Origin of the sequence: Streptococcus suis (assembly GCF_046032115.1) — a bacterium.
Lineage (GTDB): Bacteria > Bacillota > Bacilli > Lactobacillales > Streptococcaceae > Streptococcus > Streptococcus suis_AJ.
Genome location: NZ_JARQOZ010000023.1, coordinates 1 through 25,857 on the forward strand (window position 1 = coordinate 1; position 25,857 = coordinate 25,857).

Sequence of the window (25,857 nt, forward strand, 5' to 3'; positions counted from 1 at the left end):
ATTATCAAGCATAGGAATCACCTCGACTCTAGTATAGCAAAAAAAGCCATCAAGTTGATGACTTTTTCAGTGGGTTCCTTCACTTTGCCGACTGTTTTCTGGAGATTATATGAAAAAGATATGCCAGCCGTTTGAGCTTTAGCTCTTACGGATGACGATACTGAAAATCATTCAGTAAAAATTTTGCTATTTCTAGCTTAAATAGAGTATAACTCTCAAAACTTAAGGGAAACTAAAAAATTCTCTGGAAAATCCAAAGAATTCTTCTTATTCAGTTATGGTCTCAAATAATGTGCCGCCACATATCCTACAACGAAACCTGCAACTGCAGCTACTAACATATAATTCTCCTCCTTCATAATATAATACTCTTTCTTCAATTTCCTATTAGTTTTGAATACAATAAACAATAATTCCTACACCGACACCGATAATGAATGCTGATACCATAAATTTCTCCTTTCTAATTTACTCATATTATAAAGAATATTGGATTTTTTCTTTTATTCCTGATAGGGAGTTCCTAAAATATTTCCGCCAATTTCCCAAGTAGAGAATCAAGGCCAAACTAATCAGGGCAATCCACCCCAATAGGTAATAGAATTCTTGATCCAAAAGTTTAAAATGGGGATTTTTGAAAAATTCAATATAAGCTCCTAGAAAACTATATTTCAAAATCTGCCCCACTGTCTCATTCATCAAAGACAGGCTTGGTCCCATAGATACTGCCATTGTGATAAGCATCGAGGTAACCTGTGACTTGGATTGAGATTGGGAAGTTGCCCCGATTAAAAGGTTGATTAAAATGGAAGCCAGTGATGTCAAAAGCATGATAACCGAATAGCTAAGAATATATCCTGATACATCAGCCTGTGTGATAGCTGGAAATAGAATGAGGTTGACAAAGCTAATGACAACAGGATAACACAAAATAGACAGCACATATTCACTCGGGCGAACACCTGTCAGTAACAAGGTAGACAGATTATTCTTTTCCTTTTCTTCAGAAATCATTGCTGATATAGGACTTCCTACTGACATACCAATAGCCATTGAAAAACAAATTCCCATTAAATCCATTGCCTTGGTATCATCTGTTTTCATCACAAACTTAAACAGTAGTAACATGAAATAGGGCATCAATACTGGCAATAGAATGTTCTTATTGGTCACCAAGACTTGTGTTCGAAGCCAAAGCAAGGCTAAAAATCGTTTATACATTTAAGGTTGCTCCTGTCTGTTGAATAAAAATATCTTCCAAAGTCGGCTCACAAGAGTGAATAGTTGTCGCCTGAGCTAACTTCTCAGGTGTCAATTCACTAAACAATAGCTCATGATCACTACCGTCCTCAAAAGTAACCCTCACTTTTTTAGTGACATTATACTTATGAATCAAATCCTGCGGACTTCCCTTTTCAACCAAATTTCCTTGATTCAATAGAACCAATTGATCACATAAGAATGTCGCTTCTGCCATATCATGCGTGGTCAAGAAGATCGTCGTCCCCTTACCTTTTAGCTCCAATAAGAGTTCATGAATCCGCTTTGAAGTTGTAGGATCTAGACCGCTTGTCGGCTCATCAAGAAACAATACTTTTGGTGAATTGATTAAGGCTCTTGCAAGCAACATTCGTTGCTTCATGCCTGTAGATAGTTTTTCTGCAATTGTCTTTTTACTATCCAGCAATCCTACTTTTTGTAGAATAACCTCTACTTCTTTCGAACTGACACCAAAGAATTTTGCATAGAACAACAAATTATTTTCCAAGGTCATCTTCTCGAAGAAACCACTTGAATCACTGACCAAGCCCATTGCTTCAAAGTCCTCTGGTGACAATAGGGTCGATTCTTTACCTAGTAGATAAGATTTTCCACTATCTGCTGGTAGCTGCCCGGTAATAATCTTAATCATGGTTGTCTTTCCCGAGCCAGAGGGACCCAAGAATCCAAAGATTTGTCCTTTTTGAATGTCAAAGCTAATGTTGTCTAAGGCAACCTTGTCTCCAAACTGTTTATGGATATGTTGAACTGTTATCATCTCTACTCTCCTAAATTAAAACAAACTTATTTTTTCCACCATAATAAAATCCATAAAGCTGGTGCTATAATCATCCTTCTTCTCCTTTCATTTTTCCTACACTTGTTTATTCGTAAATCATTTTGAAAATAATTTATTTTTTTCAAGTATGTATCTCCCTGAGGGGAATTTTCCCTCTCACTTACTTATTCGCAAATCGTTTGCATTTTTTGAAAAAATTTTTTATAGTCTTTTAGTTTACTTTTAGTACTAGGCAACGAGCCGCAGGCATAACTCAATGCTTTCTTGTTTCTAGGCATTGACTTGAAACAGTCCCCCAGACTGTTTCAATCAGGCAAGGCGAGTTCAAACACTCCAGTGGAGTGTTTGAAGTTGGAAATAAGGAAACGACGTTTCCTCAATCGTCGAAGTAATAAAAGAAAAACTAAATGACGATACTTTTTTTGAATAAGCTGTGAGCTTTCTTCCCCTACACTTATCTATTCGTAAACTTTTGTAAAAAATCATTTATTTTTACTCACGAATGATTGTCTAGCGGAAGGAGCTTGTTTTCCCTTCACCTATTTATTCGTAAGTAAACAAAAAAATTCTCTGGAAAATCCAAAGAATTTTAATTTTTTATAAACCAAGTCGAGCAAAGATATCATCCACCCGCTTAGCATAGTAGTCTGGGTTGAAGAGCTCATTGATTTCTTCCTGGCTAAGTTTAGCTGTCACGCGCTCATCCGCTTCAAGAAGGGGCTTGAAGTCCACTTGATTATCCCAAGACTGTGCAGTTTTTGGTTGCACCAAATCATAGGCTTCCTCACGGGTCATGCCTTTCTCAATCAAGCTGAGCATCACACGCTGGCTGTAAATCAAGCCAAAAGTTGACTCCATATTGCGTTTCATATTTTCAGGGAAGACCGTCAAGTTCTTGACGATATTGCCAAAACGGTTGAGCATATAGTTGATAAGAATAGTCGTATCCGGCGTGATAATCCGCTCCGCTGATGAGTGGGAAATATCGCGTTCGTGCCAGAGAGCCACATTCTCAAAAGCCGTCACCAAGTGACCACGCACCACACGAGCCAGACCGGTCATATTTTCAGAGCCGATAGGGTTGCGTTTATGGGGCATAGCAGAGCTGCCCTTTTGGCCTTTGGCAAAATACTCTTCGACTTCACGTTGTTCAGATTTTTGCAGTCCACGGATTTCTGTCGCCATACGCTCGATAGACGTTGCGATCAAGGCTAGGGCTGAGAAATATTCTGCGTGGAGGTCACGAGGAAGAACCTGGGTAGAAATTTCCTGCGGACGAATGCCTAATTTGCCACAAACATACTCTTCCACAAATGGTGGAATATTGGCAAAGTTTCCAACCGCACCTGAAATTTTACCAGCCTCAACGCCCTTAGCTGCTACATCAAAACGCTCCATGTTGCGTTTCATTTCGCTATACCAAGTCGCCAATTTCAAACCGAAGGTCGTTGGCTCCGCATGGACACCATGGGTGCGGCCCATCATGATGGTGTACTTGTGCTCACGCGCCTTGTTGGCGATGATATTGGTAAAGTTTTCAAGGTCACGACGGATAATGTCGTTGGCCTGCTTGTAGAGGTAACCGTAAGCCGTATCCACCACGTCGGTAGACGTCAGACCGTAGTGGACCCACTTGCGTTCCTCACCAAGACTTTCCGAAACCGCACGCGTGAAAGCCACCACATCGTGACGGGTTTCCTCTTCTATTTCTAAAATGCGGTCGATGTCAAAAGTCGCCTTCTCACGAATCAAGGCCACATCTTCTTTGGGAATCTCACCCAACTCAGCCCAAGCCTCATCTGCGAGGATTTCCACCTCCAACCAAGCCTTGTACTTGTTCTCTTCACTCCAAATAGCCGCCATCTCAGGACGGGAATAACGATTGATCATTGTTTCTCCTTATAATTAATATGTTAAAGTAATTTATATTTCCTGATTGCTAGTTATCGAACTAAGGATTTACATTATGCCTTTCAATCCTACAAAATAGTCCCAATATCCCGAGCAGTATAACTACCACAAAACTTACAATCGCAAAATTTTCTCTTGATATAAACCAATTAAAAATAAATGGGATAGTATAAACAATTGGAATACAGCTTGCTAGCCAACCTCTTTTTAACAACACAAGATTAAATCCTCTGACAGACCAGATTGTTTTTAAAGCAGTTAAATCATCGGTATACATATCCATTTGTGAAAAATAAAATGGAATCCAGAGAATACATAGTAACATTCCAACAATAATGTAAGCTACATAAAAAAATATATTCAATTGTCGGATAGACAGCTCTAGACATACTATACCTGCCACTAGTAAAAAAGATACCGTATAACTCAAAATAAATTTCAAACACTGTTTAATCTTCCTTCTTAGTAAACTAATCTTTAGTATTTCTGAAATAAATAGGAAATTATCTCTTAGCGTCTCACCCAAGGCTTCTACTTGCAGTTTTTCCAGTTTAGTTTGAGTAAATACCATTTTTTTATAAACAGTATCTCTTCTATCTTTAGTTTTCTCCAATTCTAAAATCTCTTCCAGTGTACCGACTTCTTCATTAACTCCAAATGACCATATTTCTATCAATCTTTCTAATAAAAACACTCGTTGCTTATCTTTATAAATAACATCAATTTTCGAAATTTTGATCATTACCCACAAAAACATTATTATTATTGCTATTGAAAGCACAAATAAAAATCCTAACTTTACATTAGTTACTACCTCTTTATCAGAAAATAATTCAACCATTTTATCCATGGTAGGTAATTGAAATTCTGGGAATAATTCTTTAAAAATAGAAGTCAAGCCTAAGCTTCCAATTCCACTGATAAGTGTAACCAGCCAATCTCGTGAAGTAAAGTAACTTCCTGTTCCATTTTTTAAGAATTCCAAATACTTTTTAATATCTTCGATTGTTATTCCCTTGCTCACTAAATCTTCTTTAAGTTCTAATTGAACCTTATCAAATTCAAAAACAGTTGAATACTTTTTATTAATGATTCTACCACTATTAGAATACCAAATAGAATACGCTCTCTCAATCAATAAATTTATGGGAGAGTTATTATACTTATCATTCTTTTTTTGTTTATAAACTATATAACTCGAAATAATAAGCAAAAAAATAAAAATTGTAACTATTTCATACACACTAGTCTATCCTTCCCAAACTCCACCTCAACGTCATCCGTCAGCACCGTCACGTGTCCCATTTTGCGATTGTGCTTCGCTTCTAGTTTACCATAAAAGTGGGGATGGGCGGTAGGGTTTTCTTGAAGAAAAGTTTGGGCTGCTTCCATGTCTTGTCCGAGGACGTTAATCATAACTACTGGAGAAAGCAGGCGGATAGGGGGTAGAGGATCCCCTAAAATGCCTCGGATATGGGTATCAAACTGTGAAAAATCACAGGCTTCAATAGAATAATGCCCCGAATTATGTGGGCGAGGGGCGATTTCATTGACCAGAATATCCTGACCTGCCACAAACATCTCAACACAGAGAGTACCTGCTAAATGGAGCTTGTCTGCGATTTGCAGGGCCATGGTTTTGGCTTTTTCAGCAAGTTCATCTGAAATACGGGCAGGCACGATAGTTTTGTAAAGAATATTATTGCGGTGGATATTTTCCTGCACAGGAAAGACGGTGTAGTCGGAGCCATTCCCAGACACAAGGACGGAGATTTCCAGGTCAAAATTCACAAACTCTTCCAAGACACACTCGCCAGAGTTGGCTAACTGACTAGCCTCTACCAAGTCCGCCTCTTCTCGAATGACCTTCTGGCCATGTCCGTCATAGCCCCCAGTGGCTGTTTTCAAGACATAGTTTTTGCTGAGGTCTAATCCTTCTAAGTCTAGGCTAGATGTGACGACTTTGTAGGGGGCGACTTGCACGCCAGCTTTTTTTGCCAAAAAATCCTTCTCAAAAATGCGGTTCTGGGAAATGCGGAGGAGATCTGTCCCTTGAGGGAGCTGGCCATCCTTGATGACCGCGTCCAGTCCGTCGGCATCGACATTTTCAAACTCGTAGGTCAGGACATCGCACCGCGCCGCCAACTGTTTGAGGGCTGCCACATCGTGATAGGGAGCGACGATGACCTCGCTGACCTTGGAGGCTGGGCAGTCTGCAGCAGGATCCAGCGTGATGACCTTGTGGCCCATGTAAATAGCGGAAATAGCCATCATCTGCCCCAGCTGACCGCCTCCGATAATTCCGATTGTCTTAGATGAGGTCATCTGTCATCGCCTCCGCAATTTTTTCCTGTTCCTTGGCAAAATCTGCCAGCTGAGCCGCAATGGTTTGATCTTCAATGGAGAGAATACGAAGAGCGATCAAGGCTGCATTGGTGGCACCTGCTTCGCCGATCGCCATAGTCGCAACAGGCACACCGCCTGGCATCTGCACGATAGAATAGAGCGAATCCATACCGCTGAGGGCACGGGATTGGACTGGAACACCGATGACAGGCAGGGTGGTTTTGGCCGCTACCATACCTGGCAAATGAGCCGCACCACCCGCTCCTGCGATGATGACCTTGATGCCACGACCACGAGCTTCTTCGGCGTGACGAAACATAAGGTCTGGGGTGCGGTGGGCAGACACTACCTTCTTTTCATAGGCTACGCCAAATTTATCCAGCACATCGGCTGCTTTTTTCATGGTTTTCCAGTCGGAACTAGAGCCCATGATGATGGAAATTGGAATGTTCATGCTTATACTTCCTTTTCTTTATCCCTTATTTTACTGCCTTGCTTCCAATATCTGTCCGATAAAAGAGGCCTGTCGTATCTTGATTTTTCAACTCCGAGTAAATTTTTTCCTGGGCTTCTTGGACGGTATCTGCTGTGGTGACCAGCATATAGACCCGACCGCCGTTTGACAGCAGTGCTCTGCTATTTTCCGCAAAACGAGCCCCAGCATAGTAGGTCGTGATGTCGCCCTCGGTCTTCGCTGGCAACTCTACGCCTTTCTCATAGTCCAGAGGGTAGCCGTTTGAAGCCACGACCACACCGAGCGTCACGCCACTATCCAGCCAAGTCAGCTGGGTCGGGCGTTTGTGGAGGATGTCGTCGATGTTCTGAGCAAAGTCGGAGGTCAGACGAGGCAGGATAATCTGGGTTTCCGGGTCGCCAAAACGGGCGTTGAACTCGATGACCTTGGGACCTTGGTCGGTCAGAATCAAGCCAGCATAGAGCACGCCCAGATAAGACCGCCCTTCCGCAATCATGCCGTCCAGAATAGGCTTGACAATGGTTTCAACTGCTGTGTCCACCACGCTTTGAGGCAGGTGGGGAACAGGAGCGTAAGCCCCCATGCCACCTGTGTTAGGACCTTGGTCGCCGTCAAAGGCACGCTTGTGGTCCTGGGCTGTCGGCAGGATGTAGAACTGGTCGCCGTTGACCAGTGCAAAAAGGGAAAACTCCTCGCCCGCCAAGAACTCCTCGATGACCACGCGGGCACCCGAGTCACCGAACTTGTTGTCCAAGAGCATCTCCCGTGCCGCTTCGACCGCCTGCTCGACGGTTTCCGCCACGACCACACCCTTGCCCAGTGCCAAACCGTCCGCCTTGACCACGATTGGAGCCCCCTGCTCTTCGATGTAGGATTTGGCTTCTTCGAAGTTGGAAAATGTGCCAAAGGCTGCTGTTGGAATGCCGTATTTGACCATGATTTGTTTGGCAAAGTCTTTTGACCACTCCAGCTCCGCGGCTAGACGACTCGGGCCAAAAGCTTTTAGTCCCGCCTGTTCAAAATCATCGACGATACCTGCTGCCAAAGCATCGTCTGGACCAACAAAAGTCCAGGCAATGTCATTTTTCTTAGCAAAGTTGATGAGAGCAGAATGTTCGGAAATACCGATATTTACCAATTCAATCCCATCTAAAAGCATTCCATCATTTCCAGGAGCGACAAAGACCTTTTCTACCTGATCAGACTCTAACAATTTCTTTGCTATAGCGTGTTCACGACCACCAGAGCCAACAACCAAAAGTTTCATTTTTTCACACCTCAAAAACGGATTTTCTAAAAACAGTATAGCAAAAATGGACGTATTTTAATAGAAAAAACAGGAGAATGTTCGGGAATAAAAAAAGCTCACACGAGGTGAGCAAACTTGATTATCTAAACAAATCATATAAGTAACCTTGTTGAGATTGAATAGATAGTTCATTGTAGCTATCAAAACCAATCCATCAAAATCCTATAATCATAGTCTTGAAAGTTACCAGCATCTAGAACGATTTCTTCTGATATATATTTATCATGAGCTACTTGAAGTGCCTCCTCACGATTCTTCGCTTCAATCTTTACTACTTTTGATAAAGTTTCCAGTAAAGACAATTTCATATACCTTCATATTGACCATCCTTTCAGTGATATTGCATCAATTTTAAACCATATTCTACTTCTTACTGCAATTCTCTACGTAAATCTGATTATAGCTTTCTATACCTTCCTCTTGCTAAAAATTCTATGACACCTTTGTCACGTAAAATTTGCAACTGCTGACGAATTTTATCTTTGATATGTTTATTATTTGGAAACTTCTGTTTCAAATCATTTTCAAACTGGTAAAATCTCTCCAATGTAAACTCTTTTTCTTCAATTTTATCTAAACATTTTAAAATTTCTAATAACCAGCCTCTCGTCGCAATACTTTGCTTTCGAATAAACAATGTTTCTGAAAATTCCTTGGAAACAAGATCAGGTTCTCTAACATGGCCATTTTTCACTAAAAAAATACGACCGTATGATGGAACCTGTGATAAATCAATATTGCATCCCACCCAACCTGCTCTCTTGGCAGTAGGAGCAAGTGGTTTACGTCTGATAATTGTATCCACCGTAATGAACTGTTTAGGCAAAACTAAAAAATTCGTAACTGCAAACTCTTTTGAATAGGTTAGAAAGAAAAAGTTAGGATTGTTATCTGCTTGAACACGCTCTATCATACTTTCGTAAGCACCATCACTGATGATGGAAGAAAAGTTCCCTTTCTTACTCTTTAACTCGAACTCTTCTGAACACGCTTTGCAGAAAAAATCAGCAACTGGTCTATTATTTTCAAAATGAACTAATGGCTTCTGCCCACAATGTGGACAGTAACTATTTTGGTTTACCCAATTCTCCGTCAAAACTCTAGCTTTTTGACTGTTACTGTGGTAACCTGAAACCAAATCTATATTAAGCTGTAAATCCAATATTCCCTCCATCTAAGATACTACCGATTATTAAGTTCATTATACCAAAAACCACCCCCAACTTCTCCAGCTGGGGTGCTATACTTATTCCAAATTTCTCAATGTCTAAAATGTCTGACTCCCGTAAAGACCATGGTCAAGCCGTACTTGTTAGCCATGTCAATGGAATCCTGGTCACGGACGGATCCACCTGGCTGAATGATGGCCTTAATACCTGCTGCTGCGATTTCTTCCACGTTATCAGCAAAGGGGAAGAAGGCATCCGACGCCAAAACGGCTCCTTCCAAACGGTCCTTGGCCTGCTCGATGGCGATACGGACGGACGCCACACGGTTGGTTTGCCCCGGTCCCACGCCCAAGGTCATCTTGTCATTGGTTATGATGATGCCGTTGGACTTGACGTACTTGGAGGACTTCCAAGCGAACTCCATGGCCGCCCACTCTTGCTCGGACGGTTGACGCTCGGTCACCACCTGCCAGTCCGCAGGGCTTTCTACCACCACGTCCTGATCCTGCACCAAGAGCCCGCCGACAACGCCTGTGAACTCTTTTTCAACTTCGCTTGCATCCTGTGCGTCAAAGGCCAATTCCAAAATCCGCAGATTTTTCTTTTTATTGGTCAAAATAGCTAAGGCTTCTGCCGAGTAGCTCGGTGCGATGATGATTTCTAAGAAAATCGGGTGCATCTTTTCAGCCGTCGCAGCATCTACTTCTCTGTTCAGTACGACGATGCCTCCGAAAATCGACACTGGGTCAGCCTCATAAGCGTAATCCCAAGCCTGTTCAATGGTTTCTGCTTGCCCGATACCACAAGGGTTCATGTGTTTGAGAGCCACAACAGTCGGACGGTCCTTGAAATCACGGATAATCCGAATAGCCGCATCCGCATCACGAATGTTATTGAAAGACAGCTCCTTACCATTTAACTGCTTAGCAGCTGCAATAGAATAGTCTGTTGGCAGGGCATTTTGGTAGAAATCCGCATTTTGTTGGGGGTTTTCTCCGTAACGCATAGGCTGATTGAGGTCGTAAGTAATGGTGAGTTTTTCAGGCTTGTCTTCGCCCACTTGCTTGGTGAAGTAATCTGCTATTAGGGCATCATAAGCTGCGGTGTGTCGGAAGACCTTGGCTGCCAATCGCTGACGCGTTGAGTAAGCCGTCTCACCCTGCTCTGCTATTTCCCCTAAAACCGTCGGATAATCTGACGGATCCACTACAACGGTTACGCTGGCGTGGTTCTTAGCTGCCGAACGAAGCATGGACGGACCGCCGATGTCGATGTTCTCCACTGCCAAGTCGTAGGTCACGTCTGAACGCAGAATAGTCTCTTTGAAGGGATAGAGGTTGACCACCACCAAGTCAATCAAGCCGATTTCATGGTCTTTAGCAGCCTGCAAGTGACTTTCTGTGTCACGCCGCGCCAAAAGCCCACCATGGATTTTCGGATGAAGTGTCTTAACACGGCCGTCCATCATCTCTGGAAAACCAGTCACATCGTCAATGGCGATGGTAGTTACACCAGCCTGATCCAAGGCAACCTTGGTACCACCGGTCGAGATAATTTCCCAGCCAAGTTTGGTCAATTCCTGGGCAAACTCCACAATGCCCGCCTTGTCTGATACGCTAATTAACGCACGTTTTGTCATGATTTCTCCTTATTTCCTAGGTTTATACCTATTTTTACATAGTTAAGTGAGATTAATTTAATCAAGAGGTATGATAGAAAAATTTTCATTCAATTTATCAAAAAATTTGTCAACCATCTCAGAACCATATTTTTTATCTAATTCATCTTTCCTCCCTCTAAACTCCTCAATTTTAGGCAAGAAAGTTTTCTTCATTATTTCATTAAATTCTTCAATTTGATTTCGATAGTTTTTCTTCATATAACCTTGTAGAAGTAAGGTAAATTGTTGTGTTAAAGCTCCTTTGGATTCATGACCTGTCAAAGGGTCTAATATCTTAGGTAGATATAGAATATTCCAAAGAGCTGTAAAAGCATAGCAATTCAACGTTTTTCCAAATACGTGAGATACTTGATAATTTTGTAAAATATTTTTTGATTTATGCTCTTTATTTTTTGTATAATTTGTAAATTTATTGAGAACAGATGTAGCCTTAGAATTATTTGATGGATCTATTTTAATTATTGATTTTCCATCAAATACAAATAAGTAAAATTCTTCAAGAATTTCCTTTGTTTGTATTTTACCTTTATCTCCAAATGTCCTAACAGATACTTCTTGCATATTATTTTCAATTGATGCTTTTAATCCATTCCAAACTTCATCTTTTCGATCATCTATCTTATATAAATTCTTTTCAGCATATTTCCAAAGTTCGTCTGCCAAATTCTCTATCTTAATATCCGGAAGGAAATGTTCAATAAAGGTAAAATACCCATCTATCTTTTGATACTTATCACTCATTTTATTGTCTCCACCCCTAAACTCTCCAGCACTTCTGGATAGAGTTGGTACTCTGCTTCATGTATTCTGGCTTCAAAGGTTTCTAGGGTATCATCAGCCAATCTAGGAACACGGACTTGTTTGATAATTTGTCCTGTGTCAACGCCGCTATCAACCCAGTGGACTGTTACGCCACTTTCAGATACGCCTGCCTGCCAGGCATCTTCTATCCCATGGACTCCTGGAAATTCAGGCAAGTAGGCTGGATGGATATTGATGATCCGACCTTCGTACTGAGCCAGCAGGGTCGGACCCACAATCTTCATGTAGCCTGCCAAGACCACCAAGTCAATCTGGTATTGGTCTAGCAGTTGGATGATAGCTTCTTCATAGTCCTGTTTATCTGCAAACTCTTTTAATTCAAAAGCAAAGGCAGGCACACCTAGTTTTTCAGCTCGTTCCAAGACATAGGCATTTCTACGGTCTGAAAAGACAAAGGCTACTTCAAACTGCTCTGCGATGACTTGAAAATTAGAGCCATTGCCTGATGCAAACACTGCTATTCGTTTCATTTGATGACCACACTCTTATCTTCCTTGGCGATGATGCGACCAATGATGTAAACTTCCTCGTCAACTAGTTGACAGACGCTGTCAACCTTGTCTGGACTGACTGCCAGGACCAAGCCGATACCCATATTGAAGATTTCAAACATTTCTTCATGCTTGATGTGGCCGTATTTTTCAAGGGCAGTAAAGATTGGGAGGACTGGAATCTTATCTTCTTCAATCTCAGCTGCAAGGTTATCAGCAAACATACGGGGAATATTTTCAATAAAGCCACCGCCTGTGATATGGGCAATACCATTAATCAGCCCTGCTTTTACCAGAGGCAATACCTGCTGGACATAGATACGTGTCGGCTCTAGGAGGACATCCTTCATAGCTCTGCCATTGAGCTCTGGCAACAGAGCGTCGCCAGAAACATCTGCAAAAACGCGTCGGACAAGGGAATAGCCGTTGGAGTGGATGCCGCTGGAAGCTAGGCCGAGGAGAATGTCGCCCTCCTGGACCTTACTGCCATCGATAATCTGGGATTTCTCCGCAATGCCGACGGCAAAGCCAGCCAGGTCATAGTCATCCTCACCGTACATACCAGGCATTTCAGCCGTTTCACCGCCAATCAAGCCGCAACCAGCTTGGACACAGCCTTCTGCAACGCCAGCAACCACCTGCTCTAGCTTGGCTGGCTCATTTTTTCCTGTCGCAATGTAGTCGAGGAAGTAAAGCGGCTCTGCACCTGCTGCGATAATATCGTTGACACACATAGCCACGCAGTCCTGACCAATCGTATCATGCTTGTCGTACTGGATAGCTAGCATGAGCTTGGTTCCCACGCCGTCTGTTCCTGATACCAAGACTGGCTCTTTGACATCCAGTTTGGTTAGATCAAACATCCCGCCAAAACCACCGAGAGCTCCCATCACACCCAAGCGTTCTGTCCGAGCTACGTGTTTCTTGATGCGTTCAACAACTTCATATCCAGCTTCGACGTCAACACCCGACTGGGCGTAGGCATTTTTATTTGTCATTTTGATTCCTTTCAACAGTTTACAGGTCTGTCAATTAACATTGACACCTCTGTCACTTACTTGACATTTTCAATGTAGAAACTCGTTTTCTCTTCTAGGCTACGGAGGTATTCTTCCTCATAGTCATAGAGAGGCGTTGGAAATTCTCCGTCAAAGTAGGCCACACAAAGCCCTCCTTTTGGAGCGTCTGTTTCAATACCGATAGCCTCAATCATCCCTTCAAGAGAGAGGTAGGTCAGACTGTCTGCCCCGATAATCTCACAAACTTCCTCAGCAGTATGGTTGGCTGAAATCAGTTCACGACGGGTCTGAATATCAATGCCATAGAAACACGGGTACTTGAGTTCTGGGCTACCGATAGCCACATGGACTTCTTTTGCCCCTGCATCACGAAGAAGCTGGACAATGCGGCGGCTAGTTGTGCCGCGAACAATTGAGTCGTCAATCATGACCACGCGCTTGCCTTTGACAACACTTGAAACGGCTGACAACTTCATGCGCACACCCTGCTCCCGCAATTCCTGGGTCGGTTGAATAAAAGTCCGCTGGGTATATTGGTTTTTAATCAGCCCCATTTCATTTGGCAAACCAGATTCCTCTGCAAATCCCATAGCCGCAGATAGGGAAGAGTTTGGCACACCAACGACAATGTCTGCTTCCTGTTGAAATTCCTGGGCCAAACGACGTCCCATATTTTTACGAGCCGTGTGGACATTGACCCCGTGAATGACCGAATCTGGGCGAGCAAAGTAGACATACTCCATAGAGCAAACTGCCAGTTGCGTATCTCTTGTATAGCTATCATATTGAATTCCTGAATCATCAATGACGACAATTTCACCAGGCTCCACATCTCGTACCCAGTCAGCTCCCACTACTTCAAAAGCACAAGTTTCACTAGCAACTACCCAGGCACCATTTTTCATTTTGCCTATTGAAAGTGGTCGGAAGCCGTTTGGATCCAGAGCTGCGACCAGCTTGTCTTCCAGCATAATCAGGTAGGCAAAACCGCCTTTAACAGTATTGAGGGCTTCCTTGATTTTGCCCATAAAGTCTGGATTGTGACTGCGGCGAATCAAGTGCATGAGAATTTCAGTGTCAGAAGAAGAAGAGAAAATGGAACCATTTTTTTCAAGTTCAGCCTTCAAACTTACCGCGTTGGTCAAATTCCCATTGTGTGCCAAACCCACCTGCATATCTGCAAAATCAAAGAGGAAGGGCTGAATATTATTGATAGAAGCAGAGCCAGAAGTTGCATAGCGGACATGACCAATGGCAGCCGTTCCTGTCAAGGCTTCTAAATCTGCTGGATTTTTGAAGACTTCTGCAATCAGACCTGTTCCGCGATGGCGACGCAAATGCCCACCATCATTGGCTAAAATCCCTGCCCCTTCTTGCCCACGGTGCTGCAAACTATGGAGACCAAAATAAGTAACCTGAGCAGCTTGTGGGTGTCCCCAAATACCGAAAACACCGCATTCTTCGTTGAGTGATTTAACTTCGTATGTCATATTTATTTTCCTGTAAAATAGCGAACTGCTGAAACAAAGAGCCCTTGGTCTTTCTTACCTGGAATGTTTTGGAAAAGACCGTCCTCGTACCGCTCCGAATGCCCCATTTTCCCGATAATTTGACCGTTGCGGCTGGTAATACCTTCAATGGCATGGCTAGAACCGTTTGGATTGTACTTAGAATCCATGCTTGGCTGACCAGTAAAGTCAACGTATTGGCTGAAAATTTGCCCATTATCCCGCAAGATGGCAAACTCTTCATCGGTCACCACAAATTTTCCTTCCCCGTGAGAAACTGGGATAGCGTGAATGTCACCGACCTGGACACCCGCCAACCACGGTGAGTTGACATTGGCAATCCGTGTCTCCACCATTTTGGCAACGTGCTGGTTGGCATCGTTGTAGAAGAGGGTCGGACTGGTTTCACCAGCCTCCTCAAAGTTTCCATACGGCAGCAAGCCCGATTTGACAAGGGCCTGGAAGCCATTACAGATACCGATGATGAGGCCACCTTTTTCTATAAATTGATCAATAGCAGAGCGGACCTTGGCGTTTCGTAAGATGGTCACGATAAACTTGGCAGACCCGTCTGGCTCATCCGCAGCCGAGAATCCCCCTGCTAAGAAAAGAATATTGGCCTTGGTGATATTGTCAACCATAGTGTCAACCGATTTTTCAATGCTCTCTGCATCCAAGGTTACAAACGGAACAAGATTGACTTTTGCACCAGCCTGTTCAAAGGCCTTGGCAGAATCGTATTCTGAGTTGGTACCTGGGAAGACTGGAATGTAAACTACAGGTACTTCTTCTCTTTCCTTGACTTGCACAACTGAGTCGCTTGCAAGAGCTGGAACCTCTTGTAGCTCTGTCGCCTGTTCAAATTCCGTTGGGTAAACTTCTTCTAACTTACCTTCAAAGGCTGCCTGCAGGTCCTGTCCAGCTAGGTTGACACCGTTGACAAGCAGTGTAAAGTCAGCGGTGGTTTGTCCAATTTTCACAGCATCTGGAATGTCTTCTTTCGATGTGAAGACAAATCCGCCAAGCTGACCTGTCAAGCTGGTTTCAAGATCTGCAAGTTCGACTCTTGCTCCGATTTGGTTTCCAAAGGACATGAGGGCTAGACTTTCTAAGACACCACCGTACTTGACTGCACTAGCAGCCGTAATCGCATAATCGCTTTGCCATTTTTCAAAAGCCTCAAAATTAGACTTCATAAGGGCAAAATCAATATCTTCGGACAAAATCTGACCTGGTAAGTAGTAAATGTACTCGCCAGCCGCCTTGAACTCAGGCGAGAGGACCTTGCGACTGTCAGCCGTGGTCACGCCAAAGGCAACCAGGGTTGGCGGAACTGTCAATTCCTCAAAGGTACCAGACATGGAATCCTTGCCACCGATAGACGGCAGGCCAAGCTGGATCTGAGCCTCGATAGAGCCTAGAAGTGCTGCTACTGGCTGACCAAAACGCTCTGCCTGCTTGTCCATGCGTTGGAAGTATTCTTGATAGGAGAAGCGAGCCTTGGACCAGTTAGCACCTGTTGCCACCAAGCGAGCAGCCGCTTCAATGACCGCATAGGCTGCAGCATGATAAGGAGACCATTCTGCCAAATAAGGATGATAGCCCTGAGCCATGACAGAAGCCGTTGTGGTCACACCGTGTCGGACAGGCAACTTTTGTACCGAACTTTCTGTCGGAGTCAACTGGTGACGACCTCCGAGTGGGTGGTTGACAGTTGAACGACCAACAGATGAGTCGAAAATCGTCTGCAAACCTTTTTGACTAGCATGGTTGAGATCTGAAAGAAGGTCTTTCAAGTCCTCTTGTAGTGTTTTGGCAGATGTTGTACGTGTTTCTGGTAAGTTGACAGCACTGTCAACTACCTTGGCATCGACGACTACACGGACACCGTTGGTATCAAGGAAGGAACGTTCCAAATCAACAATGGTTTGTCCATTCCAAGTCATGACTAGGTTTGGTTTTTCAGTGACTTTAGCCACGACAACCGCATGGATATTTTCCTGACGGCAGGCTGCGATGAAGGCGTCTACGTCCTCTGGACGAACAACGACACTCATCCGCTCTTGTGATTCCGAAATAGCAATTTCCGTTCCATTCAAGCCTGCATACTTGAGTGGAACCTTGTCCAAATCGATTTCAAGACCATCTGCCAGCTCACCAATAGCAACGCAGACACCTCCTGCACCGAAGTCATTAGATTTTTTAATCAAGCGAGTCACGTCACCATTGCGGAACAAACGTTGGATTTTGCGTTCTTCAATGGCATTCCCTTTTTGGACTTCCGCACCAGCTGTTTCGACAGACTTAACTGTCTGTACCTTGGACGAGCCTGTTGCCCCACCAATACCATCGCGACCTGTTTTGCCTCCTAACAAGATGACCACATCGCCTGCGACTGGTTTTTCACGGACTACATTTTCCTTTGGAGCTGCACCGACTACGGCACCCAACTCCATACGTTTAGCGACAAAGCCTGGGTGGAAATATTCACGCACATAGGTGGTCGCAAGACCGATTTGGTTACCGTATGAAGAATAACCATGTGCTGCGGTTTTAGAAATGATTTGCTGTGGCAATTTCCCTGGGCGAGTAGCTGTCAGAGGCTGGGTAATATCGCCCGCACCTGAAATCCGCATGGCTTGATAAACATAAGAACGACCTGACAAAGGATCACGAATGGCTCCACCGATACAGGTTGCGGCTCCACCGAAAGGCTCGATTTCTGTTGGGTGATTGTGGGTTTCATTCTTAAACATGAGGAGCCATGGCTCTTTCACGCCGTCCACATCCACTTCAATCTCCACCGAGCAGGCATTGATTTCATCTGACACTTCCATATCATCCAGACGACCATTTGCTCTCTCATAGCGACCAAAAATCGTCGCCATATCCATCAATGTCTGCGGCTTGTCTGTCCGACCTAATTCTGTTCGTATAGCCAGGTACTTGTCATAAGTCGCCTGCAATTGCTTTTGGAATTTTGAAGCTGAAAAATCGATAGATCTGAGTTCCGTTTCAAAAGTCGTATGACGGCAGTGGTCACTCCAGTACGTATCCAAGACCTTAAGCTCTGTCTCGGTTGGCACACGACCAATTGACTTGAAATAGTTCTGAATAAAGAGCAGATCTTCCACTTCCATAGCCAAGCCAACTTCTCGCTTGTAAGTTGCAAACTCTTCCGCCCCATAACTAGCAAAAAAGTCCAAGCTTGGAATAGTCGCATCTGACACCGAAAACTCCTGAGCCACCAAAGGAGCCCCCAAATCCTTAAAACGCGAATCCACAGGGTTGAGCAAATAGTTCTTGATAGCAGCTAACTCTTCTTCCCGCACATCGCCATTCAAGATATAGAGCTGACCTGTATTGACACGCACCTCCTGACGACTGCCCAATAAGAGAAGGGCCTCCTGACTGCTGGCCGCCCGCTGATCAAACTGCCCAGGAAGAGCCTCAATCGCAAAATAAGCAGCCCCCTCCAAGTCAAGCTCCGCTTCCGACAAGACCTTGTCCGTCACCTGCTCGGTAAAGATATGCTTGATCGCCTGCTCCTGCAAGTCCTCCTCAAGATTGAAAACATCATACACCTGCACCAGACGTACACTCGTCAAACTCGTCAGCTGCAAATTATGGGTCAACTCCTTACGAAGAGCCTCCGCCTTAATCTGAAAATCCGCCTTCTTCTCAACAAAAATCCGCTTCGCCATTTTTTCCAATCCTTACTTCACTTCTTGTAATTTTGCCAATACGACCTCGTAAACCTCGGTCAATTCCCCGAGACCCCGACGGAAAACATCCTTGTCCAGATGGTTGCCATCCGCATCCCACAAACGACAATTATCAGGAGAAAACTCATCCGCCAATAAAATCTGACCAGACGAGTCAACCCCAAATTCTAGCTTGAAATCCACCAAAGTCAGCCCAATCTGTGCAAACAAGTCCTTCAAGAACCCATTGATTCGTCTTGTTTCTTCCTTGATATAGGCGATTTCTTCTGAACTAGCTAGCTTAAGAAAAGCAATATGTTCATCGTTGATAAAAGGATCGTCCAACTCATCTTTTTTATAGTAAAATTCTACGATAGGAGTAGCTAAGGCTATCCCTTCCTCCACCCCGAAGCGTTTTGAGAAAGACCCAGCTGTCACATTTCTCAAAACCACCTCAAGAGGAATAATCTCCACCTTCTTATTCAACTGCTCCGTATCCGACAAACGCTTGATGAAATGCGTTTGGACCCCAGCCTCATTCAACTTTTCAAAAATCAAAGATGAAATCAGATTGTTCAGCCGGCCCTTGCCTACAATCTGTTCTTTCTTACCACCATTAAAAGCCGTCGCCTGATCCTTGTAAACCGCAACAATCTGGTCACTGTCAGCCGTAGCGTAGATGTCTTTGGCTTTTCCTGAATAGAGAAGGTCTGTTTTCATGAGAATGTTCGCCTTTCATAAAATATTCTAGTCTTTTCGTTTATTCTATCACATAACATTCGCGTTAAAAAGTATTTGACGGTATTTTTAAAAAAATAAAGAAAAACGCCCGTAAACTACGAACGTTCTTTTAATTGACTCCAAATAAAATCCACAATATCTGCTAATGTTTCAAAGCGTTCAATGGCCGCATCCGGCACATCTACTCCGAACTCATCCTCTAAGGTCAGGACAAATTCCATGATTTCCACCGAATCTGCAGCAATATTATCGGCCAAAGTAGACTCAGGTTGAACGTGGAAGTCTTCCCCCTTCTCATCCTGAATCAATTCAACAACTCGCTGATAGACCTGCTCTCTAGTCATTGTTTTCCTCCACTACTGAAAATTTGGCAACTGATTTCTCCACAATGCCAGCCTCCAAAATGGAACGTGTCTGCTTGATGGTATAGAAAATTGACTGAGCATCGCTAGACCCATGTGCCTTGATGACAGGTGCTTTTAGACCGAGCAATACAGCACCACCTGCAGTTTTATAGTCCATAGCCCCCAAGGCCTTTTTCAAGGTTGGCTTGACCAAAAGACCACCCAATTTAGCACGCAGACCACCATTCTTGATTGAGCCAGTCAACTGACCAACGATGGATTTTGCAGTTCCTTCAACTGTTTTCAGCACAGCGTTTCCCGTGAAACCATCCGTCACGACCACATCCGCCACGCTGTTAAGCAACTCACGCGCCTCCACATTTCCGATAAAGTTAATCGACTTGTCTTCCGCCAAGAGTTTATAGGCTTCTTGATGAACTGGCGTACCCTTGGTATCTTCCGTACCGTTGTTCAAAAGTCCCACACGAGGTTGTTTGACACCACGCACGTGCTCCGCGTAAAATGAGCCAAGGATACCATACTGATAGAGGTGATGAGCTGTATTTTCAGCATTTGCCCCCAAGTCCATCATATCAAATCCCTTGCCATCCATAGTCGGAAGAGTTGACATAAGACCAGGACGGTCGATATGCTTGATACGACCGACTACAAAGACACCTGCTGCCAAAAGAGCACCCGTATTTCCAGCCGACAAGACCGCATCTGCCTGACCATCCTTGACAGCCTTGGTCGCTAGGACCATAGAAGCCTCTTTCTTCCGACGAATAGCCTTGACAGGCTCATCATCTGAATTGATTTTCTCCGTCGTATGAATGATGCTGACACGCTCTGTCGCTGTCAAATACTGCTTGATTTTAGCCTCATCACCATAAAGTTGAATGTCAATGTCTGGAAAGGCAGCCAAGGCTTGATTGACACCTTCTACCACTGCCTGAGGGGCATGATCCCCACCCATAGCATCTACTGCAATACGTTTCATCTATCTAGTTCCTTCACTTTAGTCTTAGAGATATTATAGCACGATTTCAACTTTTTTCCTATTATTGAAAATAGCAGAGCAAAGCAAACACCCTTTCTAATCACTAGAAAGGGCATAACACCTTAAAATTCCATCTTTTTAAAATACTTCAAAGTCAGATAGGCTAATACCGACGAGTAGACCAAGGTAACCAAAACAGATGTTCCTAATGTTGAAAACAGGCTTGCTCCTTCATACAAGGCATCGAGGTTCCCCAATGGAAAGAAACTAGCTAAACCAAATATACCTAAAATACTTGACCCCAGTGAGTAACCAAAGGCAACTGTCATGGTTGCCCCAACTCCTGAATACAAGGAAACACAAGCAGCCAGTAAGACACAAATCAACATATCTAACATGACACCGAGGACACTTTGGACAAAAACTACATTCTCCACTGTTTTTATATGATCCCAGAAAGTCAAGGTCGCATAGTCCATATGTCCAAAGCGTGTGTAGTAATAAACCACCATCACCAATAGAAAGATTCCTGTATAGATGAGGACAATCGTTGCTAGACTCAAGACCTTAGCCCAAAAGATGTCCTGACGCTTGATGTCCTTATAGAGAAACATAGTATGACTATCCGCCTCACCCTTAAAGACCGTATAGGTCAGGTAGAAAAGGGCTAAAATCGGGAGAACAAAGTCACTAGCAGTTCTAAAGGTTACACCAGTTAGAGTAACGAATGAAAAAAGATAGTCACCCATCACATGTGGCACCATAAAGTTGGAACCTTTTGGTAAAAAGGTTGCAACCAGAACCATAGTTGGAAAGAGGAAGGCAAAGGCAAGGAAAATCTTAGTTTCCTTCCTCTTCCAAACACTGGCAAAAACAGGTTTAAAAATTGCTAACATACTATTCACCTCGACTAAAAATTTCTTTCAAGTGGTTTTCTTTTACATGAAGCTTGCTGATCAAGTTTTGACTAGCTAGGTAGGCTAGGACAGCATTGAGTTCTCCACTGCTTGCCTGAGTGGAAATCTCTAGGACATCCCCATCCAGAGTGATTGCCTCTGTCAGATAGGCTGAGAGAGCTTCCTTATCTGCTCTGCTATTGACCTCTACCAAGACGCTTGGAGCTGACTGCCCAGCAAACTCATCTGCCAACTGACCTTTTTCGATATAGACATAACGCTCACAGAGAGCTTCCAACTCACCAAGCTGGTGACTGGAAATCAGCATAGAGATATTGCGCTCCTGTGACCAAGACTTGAGAATATCAATCAACTGTTGGACACCGACAGGGTCCAAGCCCACAAAAGGCTCATCCAAGATGAGGAAGTCTGGCTCTGCTACCATCGCAATAGCCAAGGCCGTCCGCTGTTTCATACCAAATGAGAACCCTTTTGGTTTACGGTTGCGAGCCTCCCACAAGTCTAAGAGCTTGAGGGTCTTTTCAATATTTGGAAACATCTCTGTCCTACCATGCAAAGTCAGGTAAAACTTCAAATTATCAATAACCGACATCTCTGGATAGAAAACAGGGTCAATCATAATCCCAAAATCCTTGAGCAAGTTATCTGCCGTATGAATATCCACACCATTATAGGTAATGGTTCCTGTTGTCGGCTTGAGGGATTTGGCCATCAATTTCATCAGAGTTGATTTTCCGGCCCCGTTTTTACCGATCAGGCCGACGATTTCACCTTTTTTAATCTCCAAACTCACATCTTTCAATGAGTAAAAGTCATTTCCAGCAAATTGTTTTGATAGGTTCTTGATTGTAAGCATTGTTATTCTCTCTTTCTTAGGTATCTTTAATATTCAATTTTTTCAAAATTCTTGCGTGCCGAACGATAGGCCAATCCAAAATATAGCAGGATCAAACCTAAACTAATAGCAAAGGCAAGTCCAAATGGAAACTGTCCAGCCAGTTTGGTCGCATAGGTCGGTGGGAAAGCATAGCGAAAACCATTTAAGAGTGGACCTACTTGAGCAAAGAGGTTAAAAAGTACCCCTGACAAGACAGCCATTATGGTTGTTCGCTTGATGGATACTGCCGCTACCAGACTGATTAAAATCAGATTTAAGCCAATCATCGTCAAGATATAGAGCAAACTATATGCAGCTTGATGAGCAGGAAGCCAGTGAAAACCATACCGGGGAGCAATGGTAAGGACATAGGTCAGGCTAGCGATAAGAACTGTCCCTAAGAAGTAAATCACATAGACAGCAAAGAGACTGAGCAACTTGGCATGAAGAATGCTAGATTTCTTGATATCCTTGTAAAGAAACAGGATTCCTGAACCAATCTCATCACGAAAGACCGACGATACGATAAAGCCCATAATTAAGGCAGGCAAGACCATCTGGAATTGCAACTCCAAAGCCGACACGATAAAGGAAAGCCAACTACTTGTTACATCTGTGTTGATTTGAGCTTCTCCTATCCCAGACAAGCTAGTTACCAACAAGGGCAGGAAGGTGAAGGCTAAAAGAATATTCACATCACGTCTTTTAAAAACGGATTGAAATACTGAAGGAAACAGATTCATAATTTAACTCCTTAGGAATTGATTTGTTTTACAAAAAGAGTATAACCCAAAAGAGCAATATAAAATGACCACTCTAATGAATGGTCGTTTATTTGTCATGAACGGTAAATGTTATGTTTCAGCCGTCTGTGGCACATGTAGTTCTTGACGGAATCGAAAAGCCTGACTAGTCGTCACCAGTCTAATAGATGGATAGTGTGACAGGATTTTCTGCACATTGGCCAAACCAATCCCTCGCCCCTCACCCTTACTGGATTTTCCATAAGAAAAGATAGATTTTGTTTGAATCCGTTCTTCCGCTGTACTATTTTCGATGATAAGGATTTTTTCACCTTGGTCTTCAAAATAAGCCACAAGCAGACTCTTCTCAGCTGACAAACTGGCTGCCTCTATGGCATTATCTAAAAAGATTGATAGGATAGTCACCATATCCAGCAATTCGATCCCTGCTGGAGCGGTACTGACTTCTTCTATCTCAACGGTCAGCTGAATCCCCCGACTTTGAGCTTCCATCAGCTTAGCAGATAAAATACTTTTCATCGCAGTATTATCCAGATGAGCTAGATTTCCAATATCATAGGCATCTTGATAAAATTTCTGGTCTGTCCCTGCTAAAACCGTTTGATAGATAGCCTTGATTTCACTGATATCTTCCTGCTTGATAGCTTCATTGAGACTAACCAAGATATTGGTATAATCATGTCGAAAGCTTCTAATATCCTTATACAGGCTTTCCACATGCTGACTGTAGTCTTCTAAAGAAGATAATTGAGCATCCTTGGCCTCCTGCAATTCCTCAGTCAACTGCTCTTTTAGCTTGGTATTGAGGAAAAAGAGACTACCGATAAAGTAGGCAAAGTAAATCTTAATAAAATCTAGATAAACCTGACTGTCCCCTATGCCAATGGCTACCGAAAAGTCCATTTCCCCTACTGATTGCCCAAAAACGAGCAACGCATGCACCACAACAACATAGAAGAGCATAGAATAAATGAGGTTCTTGAGACTCTTTTTAAACTTAGGGTAGGCAAAAACCTTCTTCATGTGCTGAAAATCAATTCCCAGCAAACGGATAAAGGTTCGATAAAAAGGAATAAAGAGCAAAAGGACCACTACCACAAAGAGAATATCAAGCCATTCCAGATGTGTCTGCCATAGTTGAAAGGTTGTCCACTTAAGCTGGTAAATCCCAAAGGTTCGCTGAAATAAATCAACCAAGACAAAAGGTACCAAACCGTAGAACAAGGATTGAGACCAAGTCCAAGACCGCTGAAACACCAAGAGATAGACCTGGAAATAAAAGGGTTCAATGTAAGGAATACTGTCTGGAAAAAGAATGAATAATCCCGAGAATAGACCTGAGAAAACAAGCAATCGCCACCATTTCAAGCTCAGCTGACTCAACTGATTAAACACTCCAAGCTTGATAAACCAGTCGATGAAGGACACTAGAAATACTAAACCAATAGCCATCATTTCCCAACCCTCTCCAGCAAACCTTTCAGTTTCATTCGAGAGACCAAGCAAGATTCCTCCTGTTCAAAATACACCATCCTCTCCACAGCATCCACACGAAGAATATTAGCAGGATTGACCACATAAGCCCGATGGCTCTGGTACAAGCGTTCATCCGTTTTAGCAATATCTGACACCTTGCCATAAAACTCCGTATGACCTGACTTGGTTGTCAAGACGACCTTATGAGGCGTTGAAGAGGTTTCAAAATACAAAATATCTGAAAAAGGAACTTGAATCTGAGAAAACTCACTCTTGAAAACAAAAGCATCATCGCTCACAGTCTGACTGATATGACTGTAAGCATGTTGGAGAACATCTGCCACCGCTTCCTTAAAGGCAGGTTCATCCAACCCCTTATCAATAAAATCAAGAGCTGACACACGGTATTTATAGGTCAAAGGCATAAATTCCGAATGCGTCGTCACAAAAACAATCACAGCATGCGGATCACGCGCTCTTATCTCCCGCGCAATCTCCATCCCTTTCTTCTCCTCACCCCTAATCTCAATATCTAGGAAAAAGAGCTGATGATTTCCAGTCTCTGTCACAGCCTCAAGTAACTGCTGAGGTTTACCAAACACTTCCAAGGTCTTATAGGCAACGTCACTCGTTTTTACAACTTCCTCAATTGCTTGCTCCAACCTAGCTTGTTGCATAAAATCATCTTCCAAGATAAAAATCCGTAACATCTCATCCCCCATTCATGACAAAATAAAGACTGTTCATGATAGCTCCACCCCATTTTCTCTAAAATTTCCTATACTAAGATATATCAAAGAAAGGAGGCAACATGAACTATATCCTAAAACCATTCTTCTATCCAAACACGATAGAAACCATTCTAAGACAACTTGGACAACCCTTCCAAGTCAAACACAAGGAAGATTTTCCCGTCGCCCATCAAATTAACTACTATTTTATCATAAATACCCCTCAAAACATATTCTGGGATGGAATGAAGGTAGCAAAAACCATTCGCCAGAGAGATGACACTGGACAGCTCATCTTGATTGATGAAGAGCCTGACTACCAAGTCTGCTTCCGAAGCCACCTCTCCTTCCTAGCTGTCCTGACACCACACCAAGCCCAAACAGAATTAAGGGAATACCTACAAAACAGCCCTCTCCATTGAGAAGGCTGTTTCTATAGTCGAATGAATTAGCTTTCAGACAAGGAACTGAGACGCAGGCTGCTAGAACAGCCTCTAGGCTGTTCTAGGTTGG

Annotated in this window: 24 protein-coding genes; 1 reads left to right on the forward strand and 23 read right to left on the reverse strand. The window is 43.3% G+C overall.

Annotation, left to right across the window (positions count from 1 at the left end):
• Positions 1–477 precede the first annotated feature (477 nt).
• The 23 genes from P7J36_RS07650 to P7J36_RS07760 form a co-directional block, all read right to left on the reverse strand.
• The gene (locus tag P7J36_RS07650; RefSeq protein WP_398582541.1) at positions 478–1,221 is read right to left on the reverse strand and encodes an ABC transporter permease; all 744 of its coding nucleotides are present in this window, start codon (positions 1,219–1,221) and stop codon (positions 478–480) included.
• A complete protein-coding gene (locus P7J36_RS07655; RefSeq protein ID WP_029186643.1) occupies positions 1,214–2,038 on the reverse strand; it encodes an ABC transporter ATP-binding protein in 825 nt (274 codons plus the stop codon). Before P7J36_RS07655 ends, P7J36_RS07650 begins: the two co-directional genes overlap by 8 nt.
• 618 nt (positions 2,039–2,656) lie before the next feature.
• On the reverse strand, positions 2,657–3,949 hold the full coding sequence (gene purB / locus P7J36_RS07660) for an adenylosuccinate lyase (RefSeq protein WP_408551779.1): 1,293 nt from the start codon (positions 3,947–3,949) through the stop codon (positions 2,657–2,659).
• Positions 3,950–4,010: 61 nt separating this feature from the next.
• Positions 4,011–5,213 carry a hypothetical protein gene (locus tag P7J36_RS07665; RefSeq protein ID WP_408551780.1) on the reverse strand — a complete coding sequence of 401 codons (1,203 nt, stop codon included), beginning with the start codon at positions 5,211–5,213 and terminating at the stop codon, positions 4,011–4,013.
• A complete protein-coding gene (gene purK / locus P7J36_RS07670; protein WP_408551781.1) occupies positions 5,201–6,295 on the reverse strand; it encodes a 5-(carboxyamino)imidazole ribonucleotide synthase in 1,095 nt (364 codons plus the stop codon). The genes P7J36_RS07665 and purK overlap by 13 nt, the downstream gene beginning before the upstream one ends.
• Complete coding sequence (purE, locus tag P7J36_RS07675; protein WP_408551782.1) at positions 6,282–6,770, reverse strand: 5-(carboxyamino)imidazole ribonucleotide mutase; 489 nt, start codon at positions 6,768–6,770, stop codon at positions 6,282–6,284. The genes purK and purE overlap by 14 nt, the downstream gene beginning before the upstream one ends.
• A gap of 25 nt (positions 6,771–6,795) precedes the next feature.
• Positions 6,796–8,058: a phosphoribosylamine--glycine ligase gene (gene purD, locus P7J36_RS07680; RefSeq protein WP_408551783.1), complete on the reverse strand. Its 1,263-nt coding sequence runs from the start codon at positions 8,056–8,058 to the stop codon at positions 6,796–6,798.
• 182 nt (positions 8,059–8,240) lie between these two features.
• The gene (locus P7J36_RS07685) at positions 8,241–8,408 is read right to left on the reverse strand and encodes a DpnD/PcfM family protein (RefSeq protein WP_408551784.1); all 168 of its coding nucleotides are present in this window, start codon (positions 8,406–8,408) and stop codon (positions 8,241–8,243) included.
• Positions 8,409–8,497: 89 nt separating this feature from the next.
• Entirely contained in the window at positions 8,498–9,274 is a 777-nt protein-coding gene (locus tag P7J36_RS07690; RefSeq protein ID WP_408551785.1) for a DpnI domain-containing protein, read from the reverse strand.
• A gap of 86 nt (positions 9,275–9,360) precedes the next feature.
• The gene (gene purH / locus P7J36_RS07695; protein WP_408551786.1) at positions 9,361–10,908 is read right to left on the reverse strand and encodes a bifunctional phosphoribosylaminoimidazolecarboxamide formyltransferase/IMP cyclohydrolase; all 1,548 of its coding nucleotides are present in this window, start codon (positions 10,906–10,908) and stop codon (positions 9,361–9,363) included.
• 57 nt (positions 10,909–10,965) lie between these two features.
• Positions 10,966–11,691, reverse strand: coding sequence for a hypothetical protein (locus tag P7J36_RS07700; RefSeq protein WP_408551787.1), 726 nt, complete (start codon positions 11,689–11,691; stop codon positions 10,966–10,968).
• Positions 11,688–12,242 (reverse strand): phosphoribosylglycinamide formyltransferase, encoded by a 555-nt coding sequence (purN, locus tag P7J36_RS07705; protein WP_408551788.1) that lies wholly within the window; start codon positions 12,240–12,242, stop codon positions 11,688–11,690. Before purN ends, P7J36_RS07700 begins: the two co-directional genes overlap by 4 nt.
• Positions 12,239–13,261, reverse strand: a complete 1,023-nt coding sequence (gene purM / locus P7J36_RS07710) for a phosphoribosylformylglycinamidine cyclo-ligase (RefSeq protein WP_408551789.1) — start codon at positions 13,259–13,261, stop codon at positions 12,239–12,241. The genes purN and purM overlap by 4 nt, the downstream gene beginning before the upstream one ends.
• A 56-nt stretch (positions 13,262–13,317) precedes the next feature.
• Entirely contained in the window at positions 13,318–14,772 is a 1,455-nt protein-coding gene (gene purF, locus P7J36_RS07715; RefSeq protein ID WP_408551790.1) for an amidophosphoribosyltransferase, read from the reverse strand.
• Between the two features lie 2 nt (positions 14,773–14,774).
• On the reverse strand, positions 14,775–18,494 hold the full coding sequence (locus P7J36_RS07720) for a phosphoribosylformylglycinamidine synthase (protein WP_408551791.1): 3,720 nt from the start codon (positions 18,492–18,494) through the stop codon (positions 14,775–14,777).
• A gap of 12 nt (positions 18,495–18,506) precedes the next feature.
• Positions 18,507–19,214, reverse strand: coding sequence for a phosphoribosylaminoimidazolesuccinocarboxamide synthase (gene purC, locus P7J36_RS07725; RefSeq protein ID WP_408551792.1), 708 nt, complete (start codon positions 19,212–19,214; stop codon positions 18,507–18,509).
• A gap of 116 nt (positions 19,215–19,330) precedes the next feature.
• Positions 19,331–19,579 carry a phosphopantetheine-binding protein gene (locus tag P7J36_RS07730; protein WP_105119090.1) on the reverse strand — a complete coding sequence of 83 codons (249 nt, stop codon included), beginning with the start codon at positions 19,577–19,579 and terminating at the stop codon, positions 19,331–19,333.
• Entirely contained in the window at positions 19,572–20,579 is a 1,008-nt protein-coding gene (plsX, locus tag P7J36_RS07735) for a phosphate acyltransferase PlsX (RefSeq protein WP_408551793.1), read from the reverse strand. Before plsX ends, P7J36_RS07730 begins: the two co-directional genes overlap by 8 nt.
• A 122-nt stretch (positions 20,580–20,701) precedes the next feature.
• Positions 20,702–21,475 (reverse strand): hypothetical protein, encoded by a 774-nt coding sequence (locus P7J36_RS07740; protein WP_408551794.1) that lies wholly within the window; start codon positions 21,473–21,475, stop codon positions 20,702–20,704.
• Position 21,476: 1 nt separating this feature from the next.
• Positions 21,477–22,352: an ABC transporter ATP-binding protein gene (locus tag P7J36_RS07745; RefSeq protein ID WP_321056911.1), complete on the reverse strand. Its 876-nt coding sequence runs from the start codon at positions 22,350–22,352 to the stop codon at positions 21,477–21,479.
• A gap of 26 nt (positions 22,353–22,378) precedes the next feature.
• Entirely contained in the window at positions 22,379–23,116 is a 738-nt protein-coding gene (locus tag P7J36_RS07750; RefSeq protein WP_408551795.1) for a hypothetical protein, read from the reverse strand.
• A gap of 111 nt (positions 23,117–23,227) precedes the next feature.
• Complete coding sequence (locus tag P7J36_RS07755) at positions 23,228–24,592, reverse strand: sensor histidine kinase (protein ID WP_408551796.1); 1,365 nt, start codon at positions 24,590–24,592, stop codon at positions 23,228–23,230.
• Complete coding sequence (locus P7J36_RS07760; protein ID WP_222355642.1) at positions 24,589–25,323, reverse strand: response regulator transcription factor; 735 nt, start codon at positions 25,321–25,323, stop codon at positions 24,589–24,591. Before P7J36_RS07760 ends, P7J36_RS07755 begins: the two co-directional genes overlap by 4 nt.
• A 101-nt stretch (positions 25,324–25,424) precedes the next feature.
• On the opposite strand from P7J36_RS07760, the gene P7J36_RS07765 reads away from it, so the two are divergent.
• Positions 25,425–25,766, forward strand: a complete 342-nt coding sequence (locus P7J36_RS07765) for a hypothetical protein (RefSeq protein ID WP_408551797.1) — start codon at positions 25,425–25,427, stop codon at positions 25,764–25,766.
• Positions 25,767–25,857 lie beyond the last annotated feature (91 nt).